Below are 25,717 nucleotides of genomic sequence, written 5' to 3' on the forward strand. Positions count from 1 at the left end.
TTAAAAAACTTATCACAAAATCTAAAATCAAAATTTAGCTATTAATTCAGTGTAAATTGAACCGGGACAGTTGCCCATCCATCAATCGGCGTATTGCCGCGTTTAGAAGGCGCAAACTCCCAGCCTTTTGCAGCCGCAATTGCAGCATCATCCAAGACTTTGCGCCCACTGGACTTTGCCACTTCAATACGCTCTACACTTCCATTTGCTAATACCCGTACCCTAAGAGTTACAGTGCCTTGCCATCCTTGACGTGCTGCAAATGGTGGATACTTAGGCGGAGGATTGTTTAAATACCCCAAGCCTCCAAATGCCTCTGTGACCGGCTCCTCAGGTGGCGGGGCCGGAGGTGCAGGAGGTTCAGGTGGTGCCGCCTCAACAGGGCCTGGAGTCGGCTCAGCTGTCGTATTTTCAGGGATGACTATATCCTCAGGCTGAATATCAGGCTCCGGTACCGCCTCTGGCGTTTTCAATGCAGGCTTGGGTGGTGGCTGAACCTTTTTCGGCGGCGGTGGTGGAGGTGGCGGTGGTGGTTTTACCTCTGGAGGCGGCTCTATCACTGGTTTAATGATTTCAATCTCCACCGGCCTTGGTTTAACAACGGGAATATGTTGAGTATTAATATAAAAATACAAACCGACCACATGAGCAACAATAACCACAATCCCTAAAGCAACATAATTTCTTCCTGAGCCTTTGCCTGATGCTTCAGCCTCAAGTTGCTTTTGTCTAAAAACGAAAGAATGGTCAATGTGCCTAGTAGCATCTGCCACCCGTTTAGACACAGAATCACTGCTACGCAGATCTCCTGTAGCCAATAGGTCGGAAGGCCTCAAGGCAGAAGTAGACACTTAAATTTTCTCCTTTTACTTTAATCCAGATGATGATGGAGAGGCTTAGCTCTTACATTTGAATTACTTAACAAATTAAACTAGTGATCGCGCCATCTAAAATAAAGCGAATCAGATAAACGTATTTTGAAGAATTAAGTTTGGAAAATCTAATAGCCAATCATTATATAAAAATATAAAAACAATATATAAAACAAACTTAATATTCTAATTTCAATATATTAGCAACCAATGTGCCATACTTTCCAAAAATAATTTTATTTATTACAAATTAATCACTTAAATTATAAAGAGGTGGATAAATCATTTTATTTATGTTTAAAAATCAACACACACTCCAATAAATGTTGATTTTTAAACATAAAGAGCTGATTAGAATGAAACAAAGTGTGAAGCTTCCGTAGACTAAATTAAATATATTCGGCAAAGCTCTCAGCTACGACGCCCTACTCCATCGTCACTCAGAACCCATAGGACTTCTATTCGCATCAATATTTTGCACATACAATAGTCGCCCTGGTTCCCTAGCATTTCTCCCCCATGCCTTTGTCTACCTCACACGATATTAATGTATTGGAATTTCACGCGGCGTGCGGGCACACCCATACGCCTTCGGAGTTTAAGATTTCAAAGAACAGCCTGAAACAAAGGAATTACTTTGATTTTGGTGAGATGGAGCCTAAAGCAACTCTTCCATAACACGATATCGCCACTATCGTAGAAGCAATGAAAAATAAGGGGATGGATTTGGTTTACTGGGAAGACAAAATGTAGCCTTGCAGAAAGCAAAAAGCCCGCTATAAACAAATAGTTTATAGCGGGCTTTCAATCTGGCTCCCCGACCTGGGCTCGAACCAGGGACACACGGATTAACAGTCCGTTGCTCTACCGACTGAGCTATCGGGGAATCGATGAAGGCGCTACTATACTGGGCTGGCGGGGAGTGGTCAACTATTTTTATGCGGAAAGTGACAGTTTTTTCTTGTTCAGTTTAGTCGGCTTTTGACCTATCCGAAATTTCCTTTTTTAATCAATTGCTCTCCATACTCACTATAAAACACCCTTCGGTGAAACATGCTTGGTTTGGTTTAACCAAGCACTCCTAATATTGTAAGCTCACCCAGTCTCGCTCCAATTATGTAATTTTGTTGCTCTATCAGTGCCAGATAACGATTCTTGTACTAAGACAGCAAAGAGTCATCCCTACATCTGCCTGTTTGGTTGGATGCGAGAGTATTATTGAGGTTTTACTGGATCGATGATCCTCAAAGGATAGTGTTATCTTGCTTGGCTGCATGAACTCATGCAAGATGAACAGTAATAAGTTCTATACTTGGGAGACTAACGGTTTTAGGGTAATTTTGCCGTCACTAGTAGGGTACGACATCATCAGGGATGCGCTACAGAGAAGAGTTTAAATACTTGCCAGTGTATATCCATAACAGCTATGTTCTACTGGCTTTGGGCAGCTTCAGGACTTGAAGCAGGCTTGGCGGAGAGGGAGGGATTCGAACCCTCGACAGAGTTGCCCCTGTGCCACCTTTCCAGGGTGGTGACTTAAACCACTCATCCACCTCTCCGCAAAACGAGGCCGGATTATATATTAAATTTCCCATTAGAACCAAGCTTTTTACCAAATGGAATCGTTGCGTTCGTGACTTTGTTATAACAGCCTTAATAAGTACGATCGTACTTATTAAGAATTAAATTAAATACAATGCTCTACATAACTCTCGGCAATCAACCGTTCCGTAGCAGTTGCAAGGCTTGCTCAAGGCGCTCTACACCTTTGACCTCCAGGCCACTAATCGCTTGCTTCGGCAAGTTAGATTTAGGCACAATGGCATGGGTAAAGCCCAGCTTGGCCGCTTCTCGCAGCCTCTCCTGCCCACGCTGCACTGGACGTACCTCTCCCGCCAGGCCAACCTCGCCAAATACAACCAGCTTATTGTCCAGCGGCTTATTTTTCAGAGAGGAGACAATCGCAAGCAATACCGCCAGATCAACAGCAGGTTCGCTGATCCGCACCCCCCCTACTGCATTGATGAAAACATCCTGATCGAAACAAGCTACACCCGCATGGCGATGCAGGACAGCCAACAGCATGGCTAACCGGTTTTGCTCCAGCCCAACGCACAAACGCTTGGGATTGGGGGCATGAGCTTCGTCAACCAGGGCCTGCACTTCAACAAGCAATGGCCTAGTTCCCTCTTGAGTGACGGTGATGCAGGAGCCAGCGACCTGTTCAGCATGATGGGAAAGGAACAAAGCGGAAGGGTTGCTGACTTCGCGTAGGCCTTTTTCTGTCATGGCAAACACGCCCAGTTCATTTACTGCGCCAAAGCGGTTTTTGAATGCCCGTACAAGACGAAAACTGGAGTTTTGGTCACCCTCGAAATACAGCACGGTATCAACGATATGTTCCAGCACGCGCGGGCCTGCCAATGAACCTTCTTTGGTAACATGACCGACCAGGATAATGGTTACGCCCAATTGCTTGGCAAACCGGGTCAATTGCGCCGAGCACTCTCGCACTTGTGCAACAGAACCAGGGGCGGACTGCAAGGCTTCGGAATAAAGCGTCTGTATCGAGTCAATCACGGCAACTTCGGGCTTGTGTTGCTGCAAGATAGTCAGGATTTTTTCCAGGCCGATTTCTGCCAATAACTCCACTGGGCCGGCATCCAACCCAAGGCGTTTTGCACGCATGGCAATCTGCTGGGCGGATTCCTCTCCTGAAACATAGATCGCCTTGCGAACCTTGCCGACATGGCACAGGGTTTGCAGCAACAAGGTAGACTTGCCTATGCCCGGATCGCCGCCAATCAACACCACCCCTCCTGGCACCAGCCCGCCGCCCAGTACGCGGTCGAACTCTTGAATGCCGGTCGGATGCCGCGGCACATCGGTAGCCTCGACGTCCGCAAGTTTCTGCAATCCGCTGGATTGCGTAAGCGCCGCGTAGCGGTTCTGGCTGCTGCCGGTTGTTTCCGCAATGCTTTCAACCAAGGTGTTCCATGCCATACATGACGGGCATTGGCCTTGCCACTTGGGCGTTTGGCCACCGCACTCGGTGCAGACATAAATGGTTTTCGCCTTGGCCATCAGCCTATCACCTTGAATGGCACTCTTGGCGCCACTGCACACAACAATTCATATCCCACGGTACCGGCTGCTTCAGCCACCGCGTCCACGGACACTGTTTCGCCCCATAGCTCAACCGCGCTGCCGACCTTGGCATTTGGCAAATAGGTGATATCCGCAAACAGCATATCCATGGAGACCCGTCCCAGGGTCTGGGTTGGCTGGCCGTCAATCGCAATCGGGGTGCCATTGGGCGCATGACGGGGGTAACCGTCCGCATAGCCGCAAGCCACAACAGCAATCCTGGTGGTTTGCGACGCAGTAAAGCGCGCGCCGTAGCCCAGACTCTCTCCAGCTTCCAGGGTTTGCACGGCGATAACCTCACTGGTGAATCGCATTGCCGGAGTCAAGCCAAAACTGGCTGCACTGCTGCCAGCAACCGGCGACGCGCCGTAGAGCATGATGCCTGGTCGTACCCAGTCTCGATATGCTTCTGGAAAACGCAGGATAGCCGCGGAGTTGGCAAGGCTGACAGGATTGTTCAATTCCGCTGTCGTAGCATTAAACACTGCCAATTGTTCAGCAATGCCCTGGTCATCATCCGCGGTAGCAAAATGGGTCATCAAGATGATATCAGCAACGGCAGGACAATCCTGCAATCGTCGACATGCACTTTGATAGCTGCCTGGCTTGAAACCCAGGCGGTTCATGCCGCTATTCATTTTCAGGAATACCGATACAGGCCGGGCAAGCTCCCCTGCCCTCGTTTCCAGCATGGCAAGCTGCTGTTCGTTGTGTACCACGATACTAATGCCATGCTCGGCCACGGCATGAAGCTCATCGATGCTGAAAACTCCCTCGAGCAGCAAAAGCACCTGGCTGTATCCAGCCTCACGCAATGCCAGAGCCTCGCTCAAGCGCAGCACGCCAAAGCCATCAGCATCTTCAAGCCCGGACGCTGCGCGCAACAAGCCATGCCCGTATGCGTCCGCCTTGACTATGGCCAACACTTTGGTATCTGGAGCAAGCTTGCGTACAACGGCAAGGTTATGCCGCAACGCTGCCAAATTCACTATCGCCTTGATTGCCCGCATGGTTATTCGCCGTAGTTGTCTTCGTACTGGCCAACGAAGTTCTCGAAGCGGGTATTCTCACCTAGGAAGGTCAGGCGAACACGGCCGATGGGACCATTACGCTGCTTGGCGATGATGATTTCCGCCGTGCCCTTGTCGGGGCTATCTGGGTTATAGACCTGATCGCGGTAGATGAAGAGAATCAAGTCGGCATCCTGCTCGATAGCGCCTGATTCACGCAAATCAGACATCACCGGACGTTTGTCAGGGCGCTGCTCCACACTGCGGTTGAGCTGAGACAATGCAATGACCGGCACATCAAGCTCTTTTGCCAAGGCTTTGAGTGAGCGGGAAATTTCTGAAATCTCAGTGGCACGGTTTTCACTCCTGCCGCCTGCCGAAGCTCCTGTCATCAATTGCAAATAGTCAATAACAATTAGACCCAGCTCTCCAACTTGGCGATGCAGGCGGCGCGCACGCGCACGCACTTCGAAAGAACTCAAACCCGCACCCTCGTCAATATAAATCGGCGCCTCGTTGAGCTTGCCCAGCGCCGTGGTCAAGCGTACCCAATCTTCATCCTCAAGATTACCGTTACGCATACGGTGCTGATCCAACTTGCCGACGGATCCTATCATCCGGGTCACCAACTGCGTTGCGCCCATTTCCATAGAGAACACAGCGACTGGCTTGCCAGTATCCAGGGCAACATTTTCGGCGATATTAAGCGAGAATGCCGTCTTACCCATTGATGGTCGTCCAGCAACAATAATCAGGTCGCCAGATTGCATACCAGAGGTCATCGAATCCAAATCAGTGAAACCCGTTGGGATACCAGTGACATCACTGTGATTGTCACGTTGATAAAGCGAATCAATACGATCTGCCACCTGCGGCAACAAAGTTTTCATATCAAGAAAACCCTGGGTCGAACGTTTACCACCTTCAGCAATCTGGAATATTCTGGCTTCAGCCTCATCCAGCAATTGCTGGGCATCGCGCCCTAACGGATTATAGGCGCTTTCCGCAATGCTGGAACCCACTTCCACCAGCTTACGCATGACGGCACGTTCACGCACAATCTCGGCATAACGGCGGATATTGGCAGCCGTTGGCGTATTTTGTGCCAATGCAGCCAGGTACGCCAAACCACCTACGCTGGAAAGCTCCGCAGCATTTTCGAGGGACTCTGCCACTGTCACGATGTCTGCAGGCCTGCTACGCTCGAACAGGCGGCTGATATGCCCGAAAATCAGCTTGTGGTCATGGCGGTAGAAATCATCCGGGCCAAGGATATCGGCAATACGGTCCATCGCCTCATTTTCAAGCAACAAGCCACCCAGTACGGATTGCTCAGCTTCAACGGAATGCGGGGGAAGTTTTAGGGATTCTAGGATATCGTCAGCCATGCGGCATTATAGCAATTTACCGGGCGGCTTCGTCATGGCACCGTCAGCAATGGTCAATAAAAAAGGCCGCTCAAAAGCGGCCTTTTTGATACTGGCGCAAGCCAGGGCGGATGATTACTCGCCGAGTACGGAAACCGTGATGTCCACAATCACATCGTGATGCAGGGCAATGCTGACCTGGTGATCACCGATAGCCTTGAGCGGACCATCCGGCAAACGCACTTCGGCCTTAGCAGTTTCAAAGCCTTGTGCACTCAGAGCTTCAGCGATATCGCCATTGGTGACTGAACCGAACAGGCGGCCATCAACACCGGCTTTCTGGGTCACTTGCAACAGGAAGCCTGCCAGCTTCTCGCCGCGTTGCTGGGCAGCGGCAAGCAGTCCGGCTTGTTGCTTTTCCAGTTCAGCGCGGCGCACTTCAAATTCAGCCTTGTTGGCTTCAGTCGCGCGCTTGGCCTTGCCTTGAGGGATCAGGAAGTTACGGCCGTAGCCGTCTTTGACCTTGACGATGTCACCGAGGTTACCCAGGTTTACTACTTTTTCCAACAGAATAACTTGCATGGTCTCACCTCTTAGTGCTTGTCAGTGTATGGCAGAAGCGCAAGGAAGCGAGCACGCTTCACTGCTGTAGTCAGCTGGCGCTGATACTTGGCCTTGGTACCGGTAATACGGGCTGGGATGATCTTGCCGTTTTCATTGATGAAATCCTTAAGCAGATCAGCATCCTTGTAATCCACTTGCTTGATGCCCTCTGCCGAGAAACGGCAGTAGCGGCGGCGTTTGAACATGTCACGTGCCATGATAAAAACCTTTCAGATAATTTTCTTTAATGTTTGTATATGCAACACCAGTTGAGCGCTCTTGAGGCTACGCCTGGCAAGAAAGCCGCTTACCGCGACCCTGCTGCCCGCTTCGATTTCCTGTGCTTCCAGCGCCAGCTGGCCCATGACCATGCTTGACACCTCACACTCAACCTTGCGCTTCATTCCCGCCTCTATCTGCTCGGAAACATGGTGCAGATGAAAGCTCAGTACTGGTATTCCTGCCGGGGTGTAGCGGAGTTCAGCCACATTGGCAAACTCACCGCTCAGCTCCAGCCGGTTTAAACTCACTTAATTAAGCAGACGCCTGCTCTGCTGCTGCAGGTGCGGCAGCTTCGTCCTTGTTAGCCAGCAATGACTTGGACTTTTCTTCCTTCATCATTGGGGATGGCTCAGTAACGGCTTCGCTGGTATTCAGCGTCAGGTGGCGCAGCACGGCATCGTTGAACTTGAATGCATGCTCAAGCTCATCCAATACAGCCTGGCTGACTTCGATATTCATCAGCACGTAGTGTGCCTTGTGGATTTTCTGGATTGGGTAAGCCAGTTGGCGACGGCCCCAGTCTTCCAGGCGATGGATAGCACCGCCGTTGGAAGTGACCAGCGTACGGTAACGCTCGATCATCGCGGGCACTTGCTCGCTTTGGTCCGGATGGACGATGAAAACAACTTCATAATGTCGCATACATTCTCCTTGTGGATTAATAGCCTTCCGCATGCGAAACGGTAAGGCAAGGTGGAAAGCCCGCCACTATAGCCAAAAAATGTCGATTAATCAATCACAACCTTAGCTTTTCTTTATACCCAGTCATGTAATCTACCTCAACCAGAAACCCCAATCACCAGATAATGGCTTAGACTGAAATTGTTTATTTATTCAGAATTGAATAGAATCATTAGGATTGAATCTGGTCATCTATCAAGCAGGCTGTTTGGATTGACATGCCAACTTAGCGCTAAACCTACAATAAGAAACATGTGACCAACCCATTTTATACATTACCAATAAACATATAACCCGCAATGACAAACCCAACAAACTGTCCAGTCTGGCATGATCTTAGCGCCCATTACCAAGAAATCCTTCCGCTGCAAATGCGCGATATGTTTATCAAGGATGGGCGCCGATTCGAAAAATTCTCCCTGAAAGCCCAAGGCCTGCTGCTGGATTATTCCAAGCACCGCATCACGGATGAAACCCTGCCGCTACTGTTCCAGCTGGCGCGTGATTCCAAGGTTGAGGAATGGCGGGATCGCATGTTTGCAGGCGAAAAGATCAACTTCACCGAAAACCGCGCCGTCCTGCACACGGCCCTGCGCAACCGCAGCAACACGCCTATCCACGTCGACGGCAAGGATGTCATGCCCGAGGTCAACCGTGTGCTGGCCCAAATGCGCAGCTTCAGCGAGCGTATCCGCTCCGGGGAGTGGAAAGGCTATAGCGGCAAGCGCATCACCGATATCGTCAATATCGGCATAGGCGGCTCCGATCTTGGCCCGGTGATGGTTTGTGGCGCACTCAAGCCTTATGCCCAGGACGGGCTGAACGCACATTTCGTATCCAATATCGATGGCACCCACCTGGTGCAGACCCTGGAGCAATGCGACCCGGAAACAACGCTATTTATCGTCGCCTCCAAAACTTTCACTACCCAGGAAACCATGACCAACGCGCATTCCGCCCGCGACTGGTTCCTGCAGGCAGCCAAGGATGAAGCTCACGTCGCCAAGCATTTTGTCGCCATTTCTACCAATGCGGATGAAGTCGCCAAGTTTGGTGTTGACGCCGCCAACATGTTCGAATTCTGGGACTGGGTAGGCGGCCGTTACTCGCTCTGGTCCGCGATTGGCTTATCTATTGCCATTTACATCGGCATGGACAATTTCGAGGACCTACTGCAAGGCGGCCACGAGATTGACCAGCACTTCAGGAATGCGCCGCTGGAACAGAACATCCCGGTTATCATGGCCATGCTGGGCGTCTGGTACAACAATTTCTTTGGCGCGGACAGCCTGGCCATCCTGCCATACGACCAAGGCCTGGCACGCTTCCCTGCCTACCTGCAGCAAGCCGACATGGAAAGCAACGGCAAGTTTGTCGCACGCGACGGCCGCATCGTACAATGCACCACAGGCCCCATCATCTGGGGAGAGGCTGGAACCAATGGCCAGCACGCCTTCTACCAGTTGATCCATCAGGGCAACCGCTTGATTCCCTGCGACTTCATGATGCCGTTGGAAAGCCAATACCACGTCGGCAAGAATGGCAATGAGCACCACCTGATCCTGCTTGCCAACTGCTTTGCCCAAACCAGCGCGCTCATGCAAGGCAAGACACTGGACGAAGCCAAGGCCGAACTCGTGGCCCAAGGTCTGAGCGGCGAAGAGCTGGAGACGCTGCTGCCTCACAAGGTGTTTGAAGGTAACCGCCCGAGCACCACCATCCTGTTCGACAAGCTCACGCCCAAGACCCTAGGCAAGCTGATCGCCATTTATGAGCACAAGATTTTCGTGCAAGGCATTATCTGGAACATCAATTCATTCGATCAATGGGGTGTGGAATATGGCAAGCAGATTGCCAAGAAGATCCTGCCACAACTGAATGATGGCAAGCGGTCCACAGAGTACGACAGCTCAACCAACGGCCTGATGAACTACTTTAAGTTTAAAGAATAACCACATTGATATAAAAAAGAAAAGCCACGATCTCCGTGGCTTTTTTATTGCAATCTATCCGGGATTATTCCAAGCCGAACTTCTTACCCAGTAAACTTGCACTGGCACCGGCCCCCAAACGCTTGGCAAACCTATCGGCCAATCCTTCCTTGGCGGTAAAGTCCACCACGTTTTCCTGCTTGATGACTTCACGTGCGACATAGTCAGAGCTGCCAAATGCGTCTGCAAGCCCCATTTCCACACTGCTTTCGCCGCTCCAGAACAGGCCACTGAAAGTCTCGGGCGTTTCCTTGAGGCGCTTGCCACGCCCTTCACGCACTACTGTAATGAACTGGGCATGGATCTGGTCCAGCATTTGCTGGGCAAACGCCTGGTGCTTGGGATTTACCGGCGAAAACGGATCCAGCATGGCCTTGTTGCTGCCGGCGGTCATCAGGCGGCGCTCCACGCCAAACTTTTCCATGGCGCCAGTAAAGCCGAATCCATCCATCAATACGCCGATCGAACCAACGATGCTGGCCTTATCAACGAAAATCTTGTCGGCGGCCACTGCGATGTAATAGCCGCCTGAGGCGCACACGTCCTGCACTACAGCATACACCGGGATATTGGGATGCAATTTACGCTGGCGCTTGATCTCGTCATTAATGATGCCTGCCTGCACCGGGCTGCCGCCAGGACTGTTGATGCGCAGGATGATCCCCTTGGTGCCCTTGCTTTCATAAGCGGATTGCAGGCTTGAAATCACACCATCCGCATTCACGACATCATCACTGCCAATCACGCCATTGATATCGATCAGTGCCGTGTGTTCCGCCGAGGTGCTGGAACTTTCATTCCACCCTGTCACATAGAACAGGATGATGAACAGATAGAGGAAACCGAGTGATTTAAAGAAAATACTCCATTGGCGTGAGCGGCGCTGCTCCTTGACCGTAGCCAAGGCAAGCTGATGCAGCGTATCGCGCTCCCAGTTGGAGCCATTGGGATGGTTATCAGACATTCGTTAAGCTTTCCAGGTTGATGAATATTTGCTGTTCTTGCTCTTTTACCTGCACGGACTCCAGCATCTGCCCGTGACAGGGCCCGGCCACACAATAACCGGTATCCGGTTGAAAATGCGCGCCATGCGTCGCGCAGATCAGATATTGGCCACTCAAATCAAAAAACTCGCCAGGGTTCCAGTCCAGTTCCAGCGAAATATGCGCACAACGGTTGAGGTAAGCGTAGACCTTGCCGCCGAAGCGGACCGCAAAACCTGTGACATGGGAACCAAGCTCGGGAAGTTTAAAGCGCACTCCCTTGCCGTCATCTTCCAGGTTATGAAAATCAGGCGTTCATTTCCAGCCATTGGCTGAGTGTAGCAAAATCGTCAAAATGCGCCAGCGGCGAATGCGGCAGCAAGCGCTCAAGCGGATGGGCACCATAGGTAACACCCAGGCTGGAAACCCTGGCATTCTGCGCCATCTGCAGGTCGAAACTGGTATCGCCCACCATCAGCGTGCGTTCCTGCTCGACGCCGAACTCATTCATCAGTTCGTCCAGCATCTGCGGATGCGGTTTGGAATGGCACTCATCAACACACCGGGTGCCATGAATAAATGTTCCCAGCCCGCTATGCGCCAGCGCATGGTCCAAGCCACGCCGCCCCTTGCCGGTCGCAACCCCCAGCATATAGCCCTGCTGATTGAGCCTGGCGACAGTATCGTAGGCCGTATCAAAGAGCAGCACATCATCCTGGTGCGCGTTGTAATGCACATTGTAATGTGCAGCCATCTGCTGGATCTGTTCCTGGGTAATCACACCGAACAATTGCTCGATGGCTTCGCGCAGCCCCAGTCCAATAATGCTGCTGGCAGCTTCTTGGCCTGGGTCTTCCAGACCGGTCTCTATCGCGGCCTTGCGAATGCTGTTGACGATAATCTGGGTGGAATTGGCAAGCGTGCCGTCCCAGTCAAACACAATCAGGTCAAAACGCTTACCCATGTCCGGACTCCGCGTTTAAAACCTCAATAAATTTATTAAGTTCCTTTGGTAACGATGCGATTAATTTCAACTTTTCCCCGCTGATCGGATGATGTAAATTGGTTTCTGCCGAGTGCAGGAACATGCGCTTCAGGCCTTGCTTCTGCAAGGATTTATTCAAGGCAAAATCGCCATATTTATCATCCCCGGCAATCGGGAAGCCTAAATGTGACAACTGCACACGCAGTTGGTGTGTTCTGCCAGTGACCAACTGTGCCTCCAGCAGGGTGAACTCTCCCAGAGACTGTCGCAAATAAAAAATAGTTTCAGAATTCTGCCCATCATCCTGCACCGCCACGCGTCGCTCGCCGCTTGAGAGCACAAATTTGTGCAAAGGCAGCTTAACGCGGCGCTTCTGGTCTTTCCATTGGCCATGTACCAGTACCAGATAGCGCTTGTCGGTCTGATTGTTACGGATGGCGTCATGCAGGTTGACCAATGCGCTACGCTTCTTGGCAAGCAGCAAAACGCCAGAGGTTTCACGGTCCAGGCGATGCACTAGCTCGAGGAACTTGGCATGCGGGCGTTCCAGCCGCAACTGCTCAATCACGCCGCGGCTGACTCCGCTCCCCCCATGCACCGCAAAACCTGCGGGCTTGTCGATGACAAGCAAGGCTTCGTCCTCGAAAATAACCGCCCCATCAAATTTGGAGGTGACCGGCCTTGTGACTGACTCCGCTTGCGGCTGGGTCATGCGCACTGGCGGCACACGCACCTGGTCGCCCAGGTTGAGCTTAGCGCTTGCATCCACACGCTTGCTGTTTACCCGGACCTCGCCGCTACGCAGAATGCGGTAAACGTGGCTTTTAGGCACGCCTTTGAGGATTTTCGCCAGAAAATTATCAACTCTTTGCCCTTCGCTGGCTTCATCTATGGTGAGCATGTTGACAGCTGCAGGATTAAATTGATTTCTTGTTTTGCTTAAATTAGCCATCTCACCTATACTACGACGATCTTGAAGTAAATGCGCTAAGCGCTTCTTCAGGAATGATTTACCTGCAATGAAAAAACACCTTGGTTAACTCGCTCGCCAATTGAAACAAGTAGCGATTTTGTAATAGAAATAATGCGCTCTAGCCGCCGCAGACCAAGATTGTTAATGTGGCGCACGGCCCAGGATATACTGAAAAAATAGCATATTAGCCGATAATGCCGGCTAATCCGAGACAGAATAGACGTATCGGGGTTTAGAACCCAATAGTTTACGAAAGCTTTCGTTAACAAATTCAAGCTGATACCGAACCATATCGGTATTAGAAAATCTTTTCCCAAGTAGCTCAAGACGCTACGGCATGTGCTAAACCGCACCAAGGGAAAAGCGGCCTGAAGGCAAAGAACTGCCTAGCCGAAAAATTGAGAAACTATTGTTTCGCGTTACCTCCTGCGGATTTTAATCTGCTCGTATCGTGTCAATGCAACCTGCATGACAGGTATAAACATGGCACTTCAGTCATAGCACTGCTCCGCCGCCAGAAATGGCACGGTCTGCTACCCGCACAAGAGCGCGGGAGTCATAAATGAAACGCATGCTATTTAATGCGACACAATCGGAAGAACTCCGTGTCGCCATTGTCGACGGACAAAAACTTATCGATCTCGATATTGAATCCGCCGGCAAGGAACAACGCAAGAGCAATATCTACAAGGGTGTCATCACCCGCATCGAGCCATCCCTGGAAGCCGCTTTCGTCAACTACGGCACCGACCGTCACGGTTTCCTGCCATTCAAGGAAGTCGCCCGCAGCTATTTCCAGAACGACGGTGAATCCGGCCGCACCCCGCGCATCCAGGATGTACTGAAAGAAGGCCAGGAGCTGATTGTCCAGGTGGACAAGGATGAACGTGGCAACAAGGGTGCCGCCCTCACCACTTTCGTCTCGCTGGCTGGCCGCTATCTGGTATTGATGCCCAACAATCCACGAGGCGGTGGTGTTTCCCGCCGTATTGAAGGCGAAGACCGCAACGAACTGCGTGACACCATGGCGCAACTGCAAGTGCCAAACGGCATGAGCATCATCGCCCGCACTGCAGGCATCGGCCGCAGCGCTGAGGAACTGCAATGGGATCTCAACTACCTGCTGCAACTCTGGTCTGCCGTCGAAAACGCTTCCACCATCCAGAGCGGCCCTTTCCTGATCTACCAGGAAGGCAGCCTGGTGATCCGTGCAATCCGCGATTATTTCCAGCCTGATATCGGCGAAATCCTCATCGATACCCCTGACGTGCATGAGCAAGCCGTGCAGTTTATGAATCACGTCATGCCGAACAATGTGGCCCGCGTAAAACTCTATCGCGACGAAATCCCATTGTTCTCCCGCTTCCAGATCGAGCACCAGATTGAGTCTGCATTTTCGCGCGAAGTCCGCTTGCCTTCCGGCGGGGCAATCGTGATTGACCATACCGAGGCCCTGGTTTCCGTGGACGTCAACTCCGGCCGCTCCACCAAGGGCAGCGACATCGAGCAGACCGCATTCAACACCAACCTGGAAGCTGCTGACGAAGTAGCACGCCAGTTGCGCCTGCGCGACCTGGGCGGCCTGGTTGTGATTGACTTCATCGATATGGAAAGCCAGCGCAACCAGCGTGAGGTCGAGAACCGCCTGCGTGAAGCGCTGCACCATGACCGTGCCCGCGTGCAAACCGGCAAGATCTCCCGTTTCGGCTTGCTGGAGCTTTCGCGTCAGCGCCTGCGCCCTAGCCTGGGTGAATCCAACCACATTCCTTGCCCCCGCTGCCACGGCACAGGGCATATCCGCGGTATAGAATCGACCGCGCTGCATATCCTGCGCATCACGCAGGAAGAAGCCATGAAGGAAAACAGCGCTATCATCCAGGTACAACTGCCTGTCGAAGCCGCTACCTTCCTGCTCAATGAAAAGCGCTCTGAAATTCACAAGATCGAGCAGCGCATGGGCGTGCAAGTGGTATTGATCCCCAATATCCACATGGAAACCCCAAACTACAACATCCTGCGCATTCGCCATGATGATGTGGAAGAAACAGGCCGTGCCAGCTACGAGATGGTTGAGCTGCCTTCCGAAACCATAGAAGCAGCCATCGCGAATGAACCTAAGCCAGCCAAGCCTGAAGCGGCAGTAAAAGGCATCACGCCAACTTCTCCTGCGCCAACAGCCAAGGAAAAGCCAGTCGCCGCCACATCCCTGCTTGGCCGTTTCAAGTCCTGGCTTGCCAACGTGACTGCACCCAAGCCGGAAACCAAGCCGCAAGAGGAAAGCCAGCGGCGCGACACTGGCCGCAACAACCAGCGTCGTAACAACAGCCGTCGCGGCGAGCGCACTGGGAATGACCGCCAGGCTCAAGGCGAACAACGCCAGGAACAGCGTAAAGAGCAACGCGGCAATAATGACCGCCGTCCGCAACAGGCTGATCAACGCGCAACACAACCGCGCCAGGAAAAAGCAGAGCGTCCAGAACGCGCCGAGCGCCAGCCCAAGCCGCAACAGCAGGCAACGCCTGCCTTGCAGGCAGAGACTCCGGTGGAAACTGGTGGTGAGCAACGTGGCAACCGTCGCGGACGCAATGGCCGTCGCGAGCGTCAGCCTCGCAACGAAAATGCAAACCGTGAAAACCGCCAGCAATCTACTGACGAGGTACAGGTGCCAGCAGAGTCTCAAGCTCAACCGACAACGCCTGTGGAAGAACAAAAAACCGCAGGAACCGTTGCGCCGGTAGAAACCAAGCTGGAGGCTGTATCCAAACCCAAAGCCGAAACCAAAGCAGAACCGGTTAAAACTGAAGCCAAGGCCAACCTGCGCGAGGAAGCACCGCTGCCAGTTGCCAAGTCCGAAGCCGCTACAATCGAGGCCTCCGCACCCGTGGTAGAAACCAAGGTCAAGGAAACGCCGATTGAAGCTGTAGCCAGCACGGATAGCAAAGCCGTTGCGGAAAACACACCCGCTGCAAAGGCAAAGGCTGTTGAATCAGGTGAAGAGTCGCCTGTAGAAACTGCCAAGCCTGAGAAAAAGCCACGCGCACCTCGCCGCCGTAAGGCTGAGGCCGAAAAGCCAGCCGACCTGGCGGCATCCGGCCTGCAACTGGTAGAAACCAAGGCAGAAGCCATCAAGTCTGTTGCTCCCATAGAGGAAGCACCGGCAAAACGCGCTTCACGCAAGCCAGCCGCCTGGCAGCAAAAAGCGGCGCAGGCGGAAGCAGGCGGCGAACCGTTGGTAATGGTTGAAACCCAGAAGTAACCCATAAGCAGCAAAGAAAAAGCCCTGACTTGTCAGGGCTTTCTTATATCCATCATCAGGCATTGGGAGCTTGTGAAACTAGGTTACGCCTGATGGATTGTTCCTTTTATTGGGGCGGCTCATCTGGAATTACCGCGCCATAGAACATGGTCTTGAGCTTTTTCAACTGATCCCGATATTCGCCAGCCTTCTCAAATTCGAGATTTTTGGCACTTTCCAGCATGGCTTTTTCCAAGCGCTTCATCTGCTTGAGCACATCCTTCTCGCTCATGCTCTCATAACTGGCCTGCTCTTCCGCAGCCTTGCGCTCACGCTGGTGATCTTCCTTGCTGTAGACGCCCTCGATAATATCCTTGATACGCTTGCTCACCCCCTTGGGCGTGATGCCATGCTCAGTATTGAAGGCTATTTGCTTTTCACGGCGGCGCTGGGTTTCATCCATCGCCAGCTTCATAGAACGCGTCACCCGGTTGGCGTAGAAAATCACCTTGCCGTTAAGGTTACGCGCGGCGCGTCCCGCAGTCTGGATCAGGGAACGCTCAGAGCGCAAGAAACCTTCCTTGTCCGCATCCAACACTGCCACCAATGAAACTTCGGGAATATCCAGCCCCTCACGCAGCAGGTTGATGCCAACCAGGACATCAAATTCGCCCAGCCGCAGGTCACGGATGATTTCCACGCGCTCCACCGTATCAATGTCGGAATGCAAGTAGCGTACGCGCACGCCATGTTCAGCGAGATAGTCGGTCAGGTCTTCCGCCATGCGCTTGGTCAGCGTGGTAGCCAGTACACGTTCGCCCACATCTACCCTGAGCTTGATTTCCGACAACAGGTCGTCAACCTGAGTATCCGCAGGCTTGACGATAATCTCCGGGTCTATCAGCCCTGTAGGGCGCACCACCTGTTCCACCACGCGCTGCTGGTGCGTGGCTTCATATTCTGAAGGTGTGGCACTTACGAAAATACATTGAGGGATGATGCGTTCGAACTCCTCAAACCTGAGCGGCCGGTTATCCACGGCAGATGGCAAACGGAAGCCGTAATCCACCAGGTTTTCCTTGCGCGCACGGTCACCCTTGTACATACCGCCAATCTGCGGCACGGTAACGTGGCTCTCGTCAATGATCATGAGCGCGTTGTCCGGCAGGTAGTCAATCAGCGTCGGCGGCGCATCGCCAGGACTGCGGCCGGTCAGGTGGCGGCTGTAGTTTTCGATACCCTTGCAGAAGCCGATCTCGTTGAGCATTTCCAGGTCGAAGCGCGTGCGCTGCTCAATGCGTTGCGCTTCTACCAGCTTGTTGTTCTTGATATAAAAGTCCACACGTTCGCGCAGCTCCTGCTTGATGGTCTCCATCGCGCGTATCGTGGCTTCCCGCGCTGTGACATAGTGGCTGGAAGGAAAAATGCGGAAGTTGTGGATTTTGTTGAAAAGTTGCCCGGTCAGCGGGTCAAACAGGGTGATGCTCTCAATCTCATCATCAAACAGGCTAATACGCACTGCCGTTTCACTGTTTTCCGAAGGGAACACATCCAGCACATCGCCACGCACGCGGAAAGCGCCACGGGAAAAATCAAAGTCGTTACGTTCGTATTGCATCGCAATGAGCTTGTTCACTATATCGCGCTGCGTGACTTTCATGCCCAAATGGATATGCAGCACCATGCCATGGTATTCACCCGGGTCGCCGATACCATAGATCGCGGATACCGTAGCGACAATGATGCTGTCCTCGCGCTCAAGCAGGGCCTTGGTCGCTGAAAGGCGCATTTGCTCGATATGGTCATTGATGCTGGAGTCTTTCTCAATGAACAGGTCGCGCGAAGGCACGTAGGCTTCGGGCTGGTAATAATCGTAATAGGAAACGAAATACTCCACCGCATTCTGCGGAAAGAACTCCTTGAACTCCGAATAAAGCTGGGCAGCCAGCGTCTTGTTGGGCGCCATCACAATCGCGGGACGCCCGGTGCGGGCAATCACGTTAGCCATAGTGTATGTCTTGCCCGACCCGGTCACGCCGAGCAATGTCTGGAACCGCAAACCTTCATTAATGCCTTCGGTCAGGCGCTCTATCGCTACCGGCTGGTCGCCTGCGGGCTGGAATGGTTGAAAAAGCTTGTATTTACTGTTTGGGAAAGTGACAATCACAGCAATCACCAGTGAGACGGGATTCTGATTTTAACAGGCATGCAGGTTCTGTGCGCCTGTTTCCGTCTCTCGCTGGTTTGCATTCCGGACACGGAGGCTGTATGCGTTACTTGGTGTGCATTGCCGCATGCTGGTTATTGGCTTCCGCAGCCCACGCCATTGACCGGCAAAAAATAATGGACCCCTTCCTCTCCACTGTCATGGTGCGCGCCTACCGTGCCGACGGCGGCCTGGGCTACGGTTCAGGCATTGTCATTGCCAGCGACAAGGTATTGACCAACTGCCATGTGCTGCGCGAATCCGGCAAGCCATGGATATCGCGTGGCAAGGACACTTACCAGGTTGAATCCGTGCAGGCCGATCCATGGCATGACCTCTGCCTGCTGCACACATCTCCCCTGCCCTTCAAGCCTGTGGAACTCGGTGAAAGCAACAGCCTCAAGAAAGGCGAGCAAGTCATTGCCATCGGCCATTCGAACGGCGTCGCCTCGCCGCTGGTCTCGGCAGGCAATATCAAGTCCCTTTACGATCTTGATAACGGACATGTCATTCGCAGTACGGCAAGATTCGCACTCGGCGCCAGCGGTAGCGGTTTATACAACGAAGCAGGCCAGCTTGTCGGCATTAACACGTTCAAAACCATTGGCCGCCAGGCCTACTACTACGCTTTGCCGATAGAATGGCTCTCGCAACTGGAAAAACGGGAACCCCAAAGCCATTTCCCCTTGATCGGGCAAGCCTTGTGGGAAGCCAGCGAGCAATCCCGGCTTTATTTTCTGTTGATTGCCATCCCTGAATTGCAGGAAGACTGGCAAGCGCTCGGCAGAATAGCCGCCCAGTGGACAGCCGCGGAGCCTGACAATAGCGAAGCCTGGTATGAGCTTGGACTTGCTCAGGAGCATCTCCAGCAATCAGAGGCTGCTGAAATCAGCTACAAACAAGCCTTGATCCTCGACCCTGAAAACACAGACGCCATGTTCCGCCTCGGGCTGATTGCATCCCGCCAGGGGAATAAGGAAGCAGCCTATGCTATGGAACAATCCCTAAGCAAAATCAGCGAAAAGCTGGCAATGGAGTTCCGCAAGGCAGCGGCATGCCCTACCGGCTGCAATGATGCCAACACCCCACCAGCATCAACAGCGCAATAAATTACAGCCATCACGCCAAATATCACGGAGCGTCATATTCCGCATTGTGAATAATGTGAGTAAAATTAGAGTTTTGCCGTTGTCTTCATAATTTCTCTATAGGATTTAGATCTTGGAACTCTCGCAGCGCGTTCAATCCATCAAAGAATCACCCACCCTGGCTGTTACTGCCCGTGCAGCCAAGCTCAAGGCGGAAGGTCGTGACATTATCGGGCTGGGCGCGGGTGAACCGGACTTCGACACTCCGCAGCACATCAAGGATGCGGCCAAAAAAGCGATTGACCAGGGTTTTACCAAATACACGCCGGTAGCCGGCATCCCTAGCCTGAAAAAAGCCATTGTTGCCAAGTTCAAGAACGAGAATGGCTTTGACTACACAGAGAAAGAAGTTATCGTCGGCGTGGGCGGCAAGCAATGTATCTTCAACCTGGCATTGGCAGTGCTAAACCCGGGTGATGAAGTCATCGTCCCTGCGCCCTACTGGGTATCCTATGCCGACATCGCACTGGTAGCAGGTGCCAAGCCCGTCATCATCGAATGTGGCATCGAGCAAGGCTTCAAGCTCACCGCTGCCCAGCTTGAAGCAGCCATTACGCCAAAGACCAAGCTGTTCATGATCAACTCGCCTTCCAACCCGACTGGTGCGGTTTACAGCCTGGATGAACTCAAGGCGCTGGGCGAAGTGTTGAAGAAGCACCCGCATGTGCTGGTTGCCACCGATGACATGTACGAGCACGTCAACCTAACCGGCGACAAGTTTTACAACATCCTCAATGCCGCGCCTGAGCTCAAGGAGCGCTGTATTGTGCTCAACGGCGTTTCCAAGGCCTACTCCATGACCGGCTGGCGCATCGGCTATGCCGCCGGCCCGGCCAAGATCATCAAGGCGATGGAAATCCTGCAGTCGCAATCCACCTCCAACCCGACCTCGATTTCGCAAGTGGCAGCCCAGGCAGCGCTTGAAGGCCCGCAGGAATGCATCACGCCCATGCTGGATGCTTTCCGCGAGCGGCATGACTTTGTCGTCAAGCGCTTCAACGAGATCAAGGGGCTGAAGTGTATCAAGGCCGGCGGTGCGTTTTATGCATTCCCCGACGCCCGCGAAGCCATTAGCAAGCTGTTTGCCGCAGGCAAGATCAAGGCAGCCAACGACTTGGCCTTGTCCGAATACCTGCTGGAACAGGAAGGCGTTGCCGTCGTGCCGGGCTCGGCATTCGGTGCCGAAGGTTACTTCCGTATCTCGTTTGCCACTTCACTGGAAAGTCTCAAGAATGCATTGGAGCGGATAGAGCGGGCCTTGGCTTAAAGCCAAGAGCAGCAAGCAAAAAAAAGCCTGCTTAAAGCAGGCTTTTTCATTTTGCGATGCGCCTAAAAGCGCCAGTTCAACGTGGCCCGTAAAGCATGGTCCTCGGCCTCTCTTGCAAATTGTCCCAGATAGGAAAAATTCAGGCTCAATCTCTCGCTGGCCAATACATCCAATCCCGCATCCAGCACCAAAGCCTCACGGCGTACCGGTGTGCCGGCAATGCCGAACGCACCTCCTTCAGCGAAGGCCAGCCTGGCGCGCTCGTCAGTATCTCCTGCTGCCCGGCGCCAGCCAAGCGAACCACGCAATATCGTGGTGACACCATCTCCTATGCCAAGCTGATATGCCGCTCTCGTACCCAGGGTCGTGAAAGTGGTGTTGGTACTCTGGCTACGGCCATCGAGGGCAGCCCCGTCTTTCTCATGAAAACCATCTGTGTGCAAATTGGCATGAGCCAGCGAAGCAAACGGCTCAAGGGAAAGGCGTCCCGCATCCACCCGGTAGCCCAGGTCGGCGAATCCCTGAAGGGTTCGGCCGTCGTAATCCGCCCTACTATTGGCCGAAAGTCCAGGGAAAACCACGTTACGGCGCGTATCGATGTCATGCCAGCTATGGGCAGCGCCAAGCCTGAGGCTGAGCTTGTCCCATTCCGCGCCGCCATATATCCCAAGATGGTAGCTGCGTACATTGGCAGACGATCGCCTGCCTCCCACATCCTGGCTGCTGTCGGTGTAACCTGCCAGCACCCCTGCACGCCAGCGCTCCCCAACCTGGGCATCAGCGCCGAAAAGCACTCCGCCCACGCGCCGGCTCAACCTGGCGGCATCGTTGGTGCCGCTGTCATGGCCCCAGTTGCCAATAGCCTGCGTCCAGGCTGTATAGCGTTCGTTTTCCACATTGCCTGCATTGCTGGCTGCCGCTACGGAACCGAAAGACTGCCGGACGCGATCAATGGCGGCATTGCGTATAAAACGGCTGTCCTCGATGATGGTGTTGCGCGCAGATACATGAATTTCGCCCGAGAGTTGATCGAACGCGGCGGCGCTGTCCTGCTGCTGCAGGGCGGCGTCGATAAAACGGTTGCTGCCGGCCGCGAGCAAGGCCCCACCGAGCACCGCCCGCTGGTTGCGCGTCAGGCCGGTCTGAACGCTGTCCACCGCCGCCTGGTTGATAGACAGGCTGACTTCGACGCTGTCGCTGTTATAGAAGGTATCCAGGCTGACGAGGCCGCCACCGGTCCAGGAACTGGAAACGAACGGGGTGCCCAGCGTGCCGTCCGTGCTCAATATGGTGTAGCGATGATTGAGCAGGTAGCCGCCGCTGCCATTTTCCTGGGTGACTTGCAGGCTGATGCCTCCTAGGTTTGACACACCAGTATCCGTGATATGCACCAGATCAGACTGGCCTGCTGCGTTGACCTCGGCAACATAGGTACCGCTGAAACCCGCGACCGATGCATAAGTCTGGGTACCGACCGAGTTGCCTGGGCCGATGGTACCATTGCCGCTCAATGCCCCACTGAATATGAAGTTGCCGCCCAGCATGGCGCCATCATTCACTTCGGCATTGCCATCGACCAGGATCGGTGCTGCTGCCGTTCCTCCATAGGTGACTGCACCCTGGGTGAGGAGCACATCGCCTGTGATATTCGTTGCCGACGTGCGGCTGAACAGAACCACCGAGTCCTGGACTGACAGCCCATTGCTCAAGGTTGTCGCGCCAGCGAACGAGAGCATGCTGCCGTTTGCATTCACGGTTCCCAATATGGAAGCATCGCCATTGAACAGCAAGGCAGACTGGCTATTGAGATTGACCTCCCCGCCGATGCTGGTGGTATCGCTGTTGAACACCAATTCGGTATTACCGCTGCCGGCAACTCCGCCTGCCACATTGGTGGTTGCGCCGTTGAACTGCAACTGGGCATGGCCGTCGGCGCTCACGTTGCTGCCGATATCGGTGTCGCCATTGAAAGCGAAGCTGGCGCCTTGGCTGGCGACGGTCTGGGCAATGGTGGTAGTCCCGTCGAAACGCACGCTGGAGCCAGTACCGGCAACAACACCGCCCCCGATATCCGCACCGTTGGTAAAGGCTATGGTCGCACCCTCTCCTCCGCTGACGTTGCCGTTGATGGGGCCGCCATCCGTATTGATCAAGGTAGCGCCGTCTCCGGCCGCGACATCGTGAATGCCCCGCACGATGCCTATCCACTGCGCTCCCGCGCCGACGGTGAAGTTAGTCACCCCGCTGCGGCCGTCCTCCAGGCGGTCGAGGTCCACAATGTCGCCATTGGAAACCGAGCCATTAGCCAAGGTTAGGTTGACGATGCCATCCATGCCGAATTCGTTGCGGTTGACCTGCAGCAGGATGCCGTTGTTCTGGGTCAGGCTGGCGCCTGCCCCTACCAGAATATCCTGCACCTGGCCTGCCTCGCTCAAGTCAGAAAGGATGGAAGCGTCTCCGGCATTGACGATGGTATCGCTCAAGCTCGCACTGGCGTTGTTCACCAAATGAATGCCGGGCCCTTGCTGCGAGGTCAAGCTGGAACCACTTATTTCAAGCCGGCCTCCGGCTGAGGCAAAAGCCGCCGCGACATTGGCGCCGGATGTGACTACCAGTGAGTCTTGCAGCTGTACCAAGCCATCCAATACCGCCGAGACGCCATATGCATTCTCGCCGGAGGTCGCAATACTGCCCGCCTCGAACACCACCGTGCCGCCAGGGCCGTCACCCCAGCCTGCCGACGCGCCGAAGGCACGGGCACCGCTGGTTTCGACAACGAGGCCGCTGACGCTGATCAACGATTGCACGCCGCTGGCCTGGATGCCAACCGCATCATCGCCAAGCGTGCTGATGGAGCCGCCAGACAAATCAATATACCCGCCATTGTAGGCATACAGCCCCCGGCCAACACTGCCGCTAGTCGTGATTGCCACGCCGCTAGCCTCGATCAAACTGCCGTTATTCTGCGCAAACAAGCCATAGGAGTTATGACCTTCAGTCGAGATACTTCCCCCGTTGATATCCACCGTGGTTTCCTGGCCGTTAAAAGCTCCGCTGGTCGCCGCCCATGCCTGTACCGCATGGGAGTTTTCCCCTGTTGTGGATACTTTTACACCATCAGCAATAGCGCTCCCTCCCATATCCGCGCGTATGCCGAAGGTACGGTTGGCGCCAGTCATGCGTATCTCCCCTCCTTCGAGAACGACGCTAGCCCCTTGTGATGCTGCCGCCCCGACAGGCGCATCGCTGCCGTTGGTGCCCGTACCTTCTACGGTCACCACAGTGTCGATCGCGACGATGCTGGAACCTGCTCCCGTCGCATTCAATCCTCGTCCGTACGCGCCGGTGTTGCTCTGCTTGACTGTCTCATTCTCCAGATATATTTCGCCGCCGTTGCTCGCATGCGCTCCGTAAGCCCGGTTGCCTGCTACATTAATGCTGGTATCGCTGGCCTCCACCAAGCTGCCGCTCCCGTCGGCGACCAGGCCATGCGCGGCCTGCCCCTGGGTAGATACGTTGCTGTCATGCAGGCTGACCTGCCCGCCGGTATTGGCGACGGCACCATGCCCGTTGCCCAAGGCTGTCACTGTCACCCCGAACCCTTCGTAAGTTCCACCGGAAACAGCCAGCACGGCACTGCCCGTGCCTGCATTGCTTACAGAGCCGCCGGTCATCACAATTCCGCTGGCATCGGATTTCACCACGGCGTTTGCGGCGCCATTCACGGTGCCGCTGAAATGGCTTTCCGTCAGCAAGGCAGCTGACCCGCTAACAGCGTTGAGATAACCGTCCGCCACGTTCCAGCTCCCGCCCAGCGTCGCATCATCCAGCCTGATGTTGCCTCCCACCTGGATAGATGGCCCGTTGCTCCCGCCGGTGGCCGATGCGCCGTTTTCCAGTTCAACATTGCCGCCGATGCTGACGATATCTGCGCTATCGCCGCTAAAAGTGAAGCTGGCCTGGTTGCCGATGAGGCTGCCGTTAATGACGGCGCTGCCGGCGAAATCGGTCGAGGCCTGTTCCCCTTCTTTGCCCTCGGCAAGCAAACTCCCCGCGATAGTCGCGCCGGATGCCACTTGCGCATGCGCGCCCGCATCGACGACGATATCCCCGTCCGTATTATCAATGATTTCCCCATCGGCATAGACTTGCCCGGCCAGCAGGCGCGACCAGTAGGTGTCGAATACGGTTTCGCCATTGTTCCTGGCCTTGAGGTACATGGCCCAGAATTGCGAAGGTTCACCGTGCGCGGTTTCAGGAGGATTCCAGGAGTAGATCAGCTCGCCGTTGAAGTAGTACTCGACCAGATTCTGCTCGGGCAGCAACCTCAAATCCAGCGTATTCCAGCCATCATATTTCACCAGGCTTCCTGTTTCGGCCAAGTCGATCCAACCGCTGTCACCCCATACCTGCAGGCGGCCGCTGCCGTCCTGATTGTTGAAATGGATGATGGGGAATGCCGCCTCGCTATTGACATATGTACCTTCCGCCACAACCGACTCTGGCATTGCGCTCCCCCACATGCCGGTGTTGACATAATCTGTCGCGGTCCCGTTTTGCCAGTCGCCATCAATCCATAAATCACCGCGCAGGAACGAGGCGCCAGCAGGCACCCCGGTACGCTGGGAATATCCCTGCCAGTTATTGAATGAGTCCGGTGTCGCGGGTGGGTTTATTTCCAGCTTGAGGGCATCACGCCCTTGCCATTCGACATTTTGCAAGGCGGGAGAGCCTCCCCTGTCCTGCACCCAGGCGGCAGGATCCATGTCCATGGCGTAAGGCGTATATACCGCGGGATCGGCCATTGCATTTCCGGCTCCCGTTGCCAAAGCAAGCAGCCCCGGCAGCAATATGCTTACCCCCTGCCCGCCTGTCCGGCCTTGGCTTTGAGCGATTTCAGAAACAGCCACATACATCTGGCGGACTTTATTCCATATAGTTTTGTAGCCACGATTCACTGCGATTCC

18 protein-coding genes, 2 tRNA genes and 1 pseudogene are annotated in these 25,717 nt (G+C 54.0%); 4 read left to right on the forward strand and 17 right to left on the reverse strand.

Annotated features, from left to right (window positions below):
• Window positions 1-41: 41 nt before the first annotated feature.
• From LG198_RS04005 to rpsF, 10 genes are all read right to left on the reverse strand, one after another.
• Window positions 42-851, reverse strand: coding sequence for an energy transducer TonB (locus LG198_RS04005; RefSeq protein ID WP_230341864.1), 810 nt, complete (start codon window positions 849-851; stop codon window positions 42-44).
• 831 nt (window positions 852-1,682) lie between these two features.
• Window positions 1,683-1,758 (reverse strand) — tRNA-Asn (locus LG198_RS04010).
• Between the two features lie 583 nt (window positions 1,759-2,341).
• A tRNA-Ser gene (locus LG198_RS04015) sits at window positions 2,342-2,431 on the reverse strand.
• 160 nt (window positions 2,432-2,591) lie between these two features.
• Entirely contained in the window at window positions 2,592-3,956 is a 1,365-nt protein-coding gene (radA, locus tag LG198_RS04020; protein ID WP_230341865.1) for a DNA repair protein RadA, read from the reverse strand.
• Window positions 3,956-5,029: an alanine racemase gene (alr, locus tag LG198_RS04025; RefSeq protein WP_230341866.1), complete on the reverse strand. Its 1,074-nt coding sequence runs from the start codon at window positions 5,027-5,029 to the stop codon at window positions 3,956-3,958. The genes radA and alr overlap by 1 nt, the downstream gene beginning before the upstream one ends.
• Before the next feature lie 2 nt (window positions 5,030-5,031).
• Window positions 5,032-6,417, reverse strand: coding sequence for a replicative DNA helicase (gene dnaB, locus LG198_RS04030; protein WP_230341867.1), 1,386 nt, complete (start codon window positions 6,415-6,417; stop codon window positions 5,032-5,034).
• 114 nt (window positions 6,418-6,531) lie between these two features.
• On the reverse strand, window positions 6,532-6,978 hold the full coding sequence (gene rplI / locus LG198_RS04035; protein WP_230341868.1) for a 50S ribosomal protein L9: 447 nt from the start codon (window positions 6,976-6,978) through the stop codon (window positions 6,532-6,534).
• A gap of 11 nt (window positions 6,979-6,989) precedes the next feature.
• Entirely contained in the window at window positions 6,990-7,217 is a 228-nt protein-coding gene (gene rpsR, locus LG198_RS04040; RefSeq protein WP_230341869.1) for a 30S ribosomal protein S18, read from the reverse strand.
• Between the two features lie 12 nt (window positions 7,218-7,229).
• A complete protein-coding gene (gene priB / locus LG198_RS04045) occupies window positions 7,230-7,529 on the reverse strand; it encodes a primosomal replication protein N (protein ID WP_230341870.1) in 300 nt (99 codons plus the stop codon).
• Window positions 7,530-7,533: 4 nt separating this feature from the next.
• On the reverse strand, window positions 7,534-7,923 hold the full coding sequence (gene rpsF / locus LG198_RS04050) for a 30S ribosomal protein S6 (protein WP_230341871.1): 390 nt from the start codon (window positions 7,921-7,923) through the stop codon (window positions 7,534-7,536).
• Window positions 7,924-8,261: 338 nt separating this feature from the next.
• Here rpsF and pgi point away from each other — a divergent pair, with 338 nt between their 5' ends.
• Window positions 8,262-9,914 carry a glucose-6-phosphate isomerase gene (pgi, locus tag LG198_RS04055; protein ID WP_230341872.1) on the forward strand — a complete coding sequence of 551 codons (1,653 nt, stop codon included), beginning with the start codon at window positions 8,262-8,264 and terminating at the stop codon, window positions 9,912-9,914.
• A 64-nt stretch (window positions 9,915-9,978) separates the two neighbouring features.
• Here pgi and LG198_RS04060 read toward each other — a convergent pair whose 3' ends face one another.
• From LG198_RS04060 to LG198_RS04075, 4 genes are read right to left on the reverse strand one after another with little or no spacing between them, the layout of a single operon-like run.
• The gene (locus LG198_RS04060; RefSeq protein ID WP_230341873.1) at window positions 9,979-10,917 is read right to left on the reverse strand and encodes a S49 family peptidase; all 939 of its coding nucleotides are present in this window, start codon (window positions 10,915-10,917) and stop codon (window positions 9,979-9,981) included.
• Complete coding sequence (locus LG198_RS04065) at window positions 10,910-11,212, reverse strand: Rieske (2Fe-2S) protein (RefSeq protein WP_230341874.1); 303 nt, start codon at window positions 11,210-11,212, stop codon at window positions 10,910-10,912. Before LG198_RS04065 ends, LG198_RS04060 begins: the two co-directional genes overlap by 8 nt.
• Window positions 11,213-11,243: 31 nt before the next feature.
• Window positions 11,244-11,900 (reverse strand): HAD-IA family hydrolase, encoded by a 657-nt coding sequence (locus LG198_RS04070; protein WP_230341875.1) that lies wholly within the window; start codon window positions 11,898-11,900, stop codon window positions 11,244-11,246.
• Window positions 11,893-12,873: an RluA family pseudouridine synthase gene (locus LG198_RS04075; protein ID WP_407659130.1), complete on the reverse strand. Its 981-nt coding sequence runs from the start codon at window positions 12,871-12,873 to the stop codon at window positions 11,893-11,895. The genes LG198_RS04070 and LG198_RS04075 overlap by 8 nt, the downstream gene beginning before the upstream one ends.
• Window positions 12,874-13,456: 583 nt before the next feature.
• Between LG198_RS04075 and LG198_RS04080 the strand changes: the two genes are divergently transcribed.
• The gene (locus LG198_RS04080; RefSeq protein WP_230341877.1) at window positions 13,457-16,150 is read left to right on the forward strand and encodes an Rne/Rng family ribonuclease; all 2,694 of its coding nucleotides are present in this window, start codon (window positions 13,457-13,459) and stop codon (window positions 16,148-16,150) included.
• Between the two features lie 106 nt (window positions 16,151-16,256).
• Here the strand turns inward: LG198_RS04080 and uvrB are convergent, their stop codons facing one another.
• Complete coding sequence (gene uvrB / locus LG198_RS04085) at window positions 16,257-18,296, reverse strand: excinuclease ABC subunit UvrB (protein WP_230341878.1); 2,040 nt, start codon at window positions 18,294-18,296, stop codon at window positions 16,257-16,259.
• Between the two features lie 101 nt (window positions 18,297-18,397).
• On the opposite strand from uvrB, the gene LG198_RS04090 reads away from it, so the two are divergent.
• Both LG198_RS04090 and LG198_RS04095 read left to right on the forward strand, forming a co-directional pair.
• The gene (locus tag LG198_RS04090) at window positions 18,398-19,444 is read left to right on the forward strand and encodes a S1 family peptidase (RefSeq protein ID WP_230341879.1); all 1,047 of its coding nucleotides are present in this window, start codon (window positions 18,398-18,400) and stop codon (window positions 19,442-19,444) included.
• Window positions 19,445-19,556: 112 nt separating this feature from the next.
• Window positions 19,557-20,750, forward strand: a complete 1,194-nt coding sequence (locus tag LG198_RS04095) for a pyridoxal phosphate-dependent aminotransferase (RefSeq protein WP_230341880.1) — start codon at window positions 19,557-19,559, stop codon at window positions 20,748-20,750.
• A gap of 62 nt (window positions 20,751-20,812) precedes the next feature.
• Here LG198_RS04095 and LG198_RS04100 read toward each other — a convergent pair whose 3' ends face one another.
• The gene (locus tag LG198_RS04100; RefSeq protein WP_230341881.1) at window positions 20,813-25,555 is read right to left on the reverse strand and encodes an autotransporter domain-containing protein; all 4,743 of its coding nucleotides are present in this window, start codon (window positions 25,553-25,555) and stop codon (window positions 20,813-20,815) included.
• 24 nt (window positions 25,556-25,579) lie between these two features.
• Window positions 25,580-25,708: pseudogene (locus tag LG198_RS14420) on the reverse strand (ESPR domain-containing protein); the annotation flags it as partial.
• Window positions 25,709-25,717: the final 9 nt, after the last annotated feature.

This window comes from Methylobacillus arboreus (assembly GCF_020532725.1).
In the GTDB taxonomy this organism is placed as follows: Bacteria; Pseudomonadota; Gammaproteobacteria; order Burkholderiales; family Methylophilaceae; genus Methylobacillus; species Methylobacillus arboreus.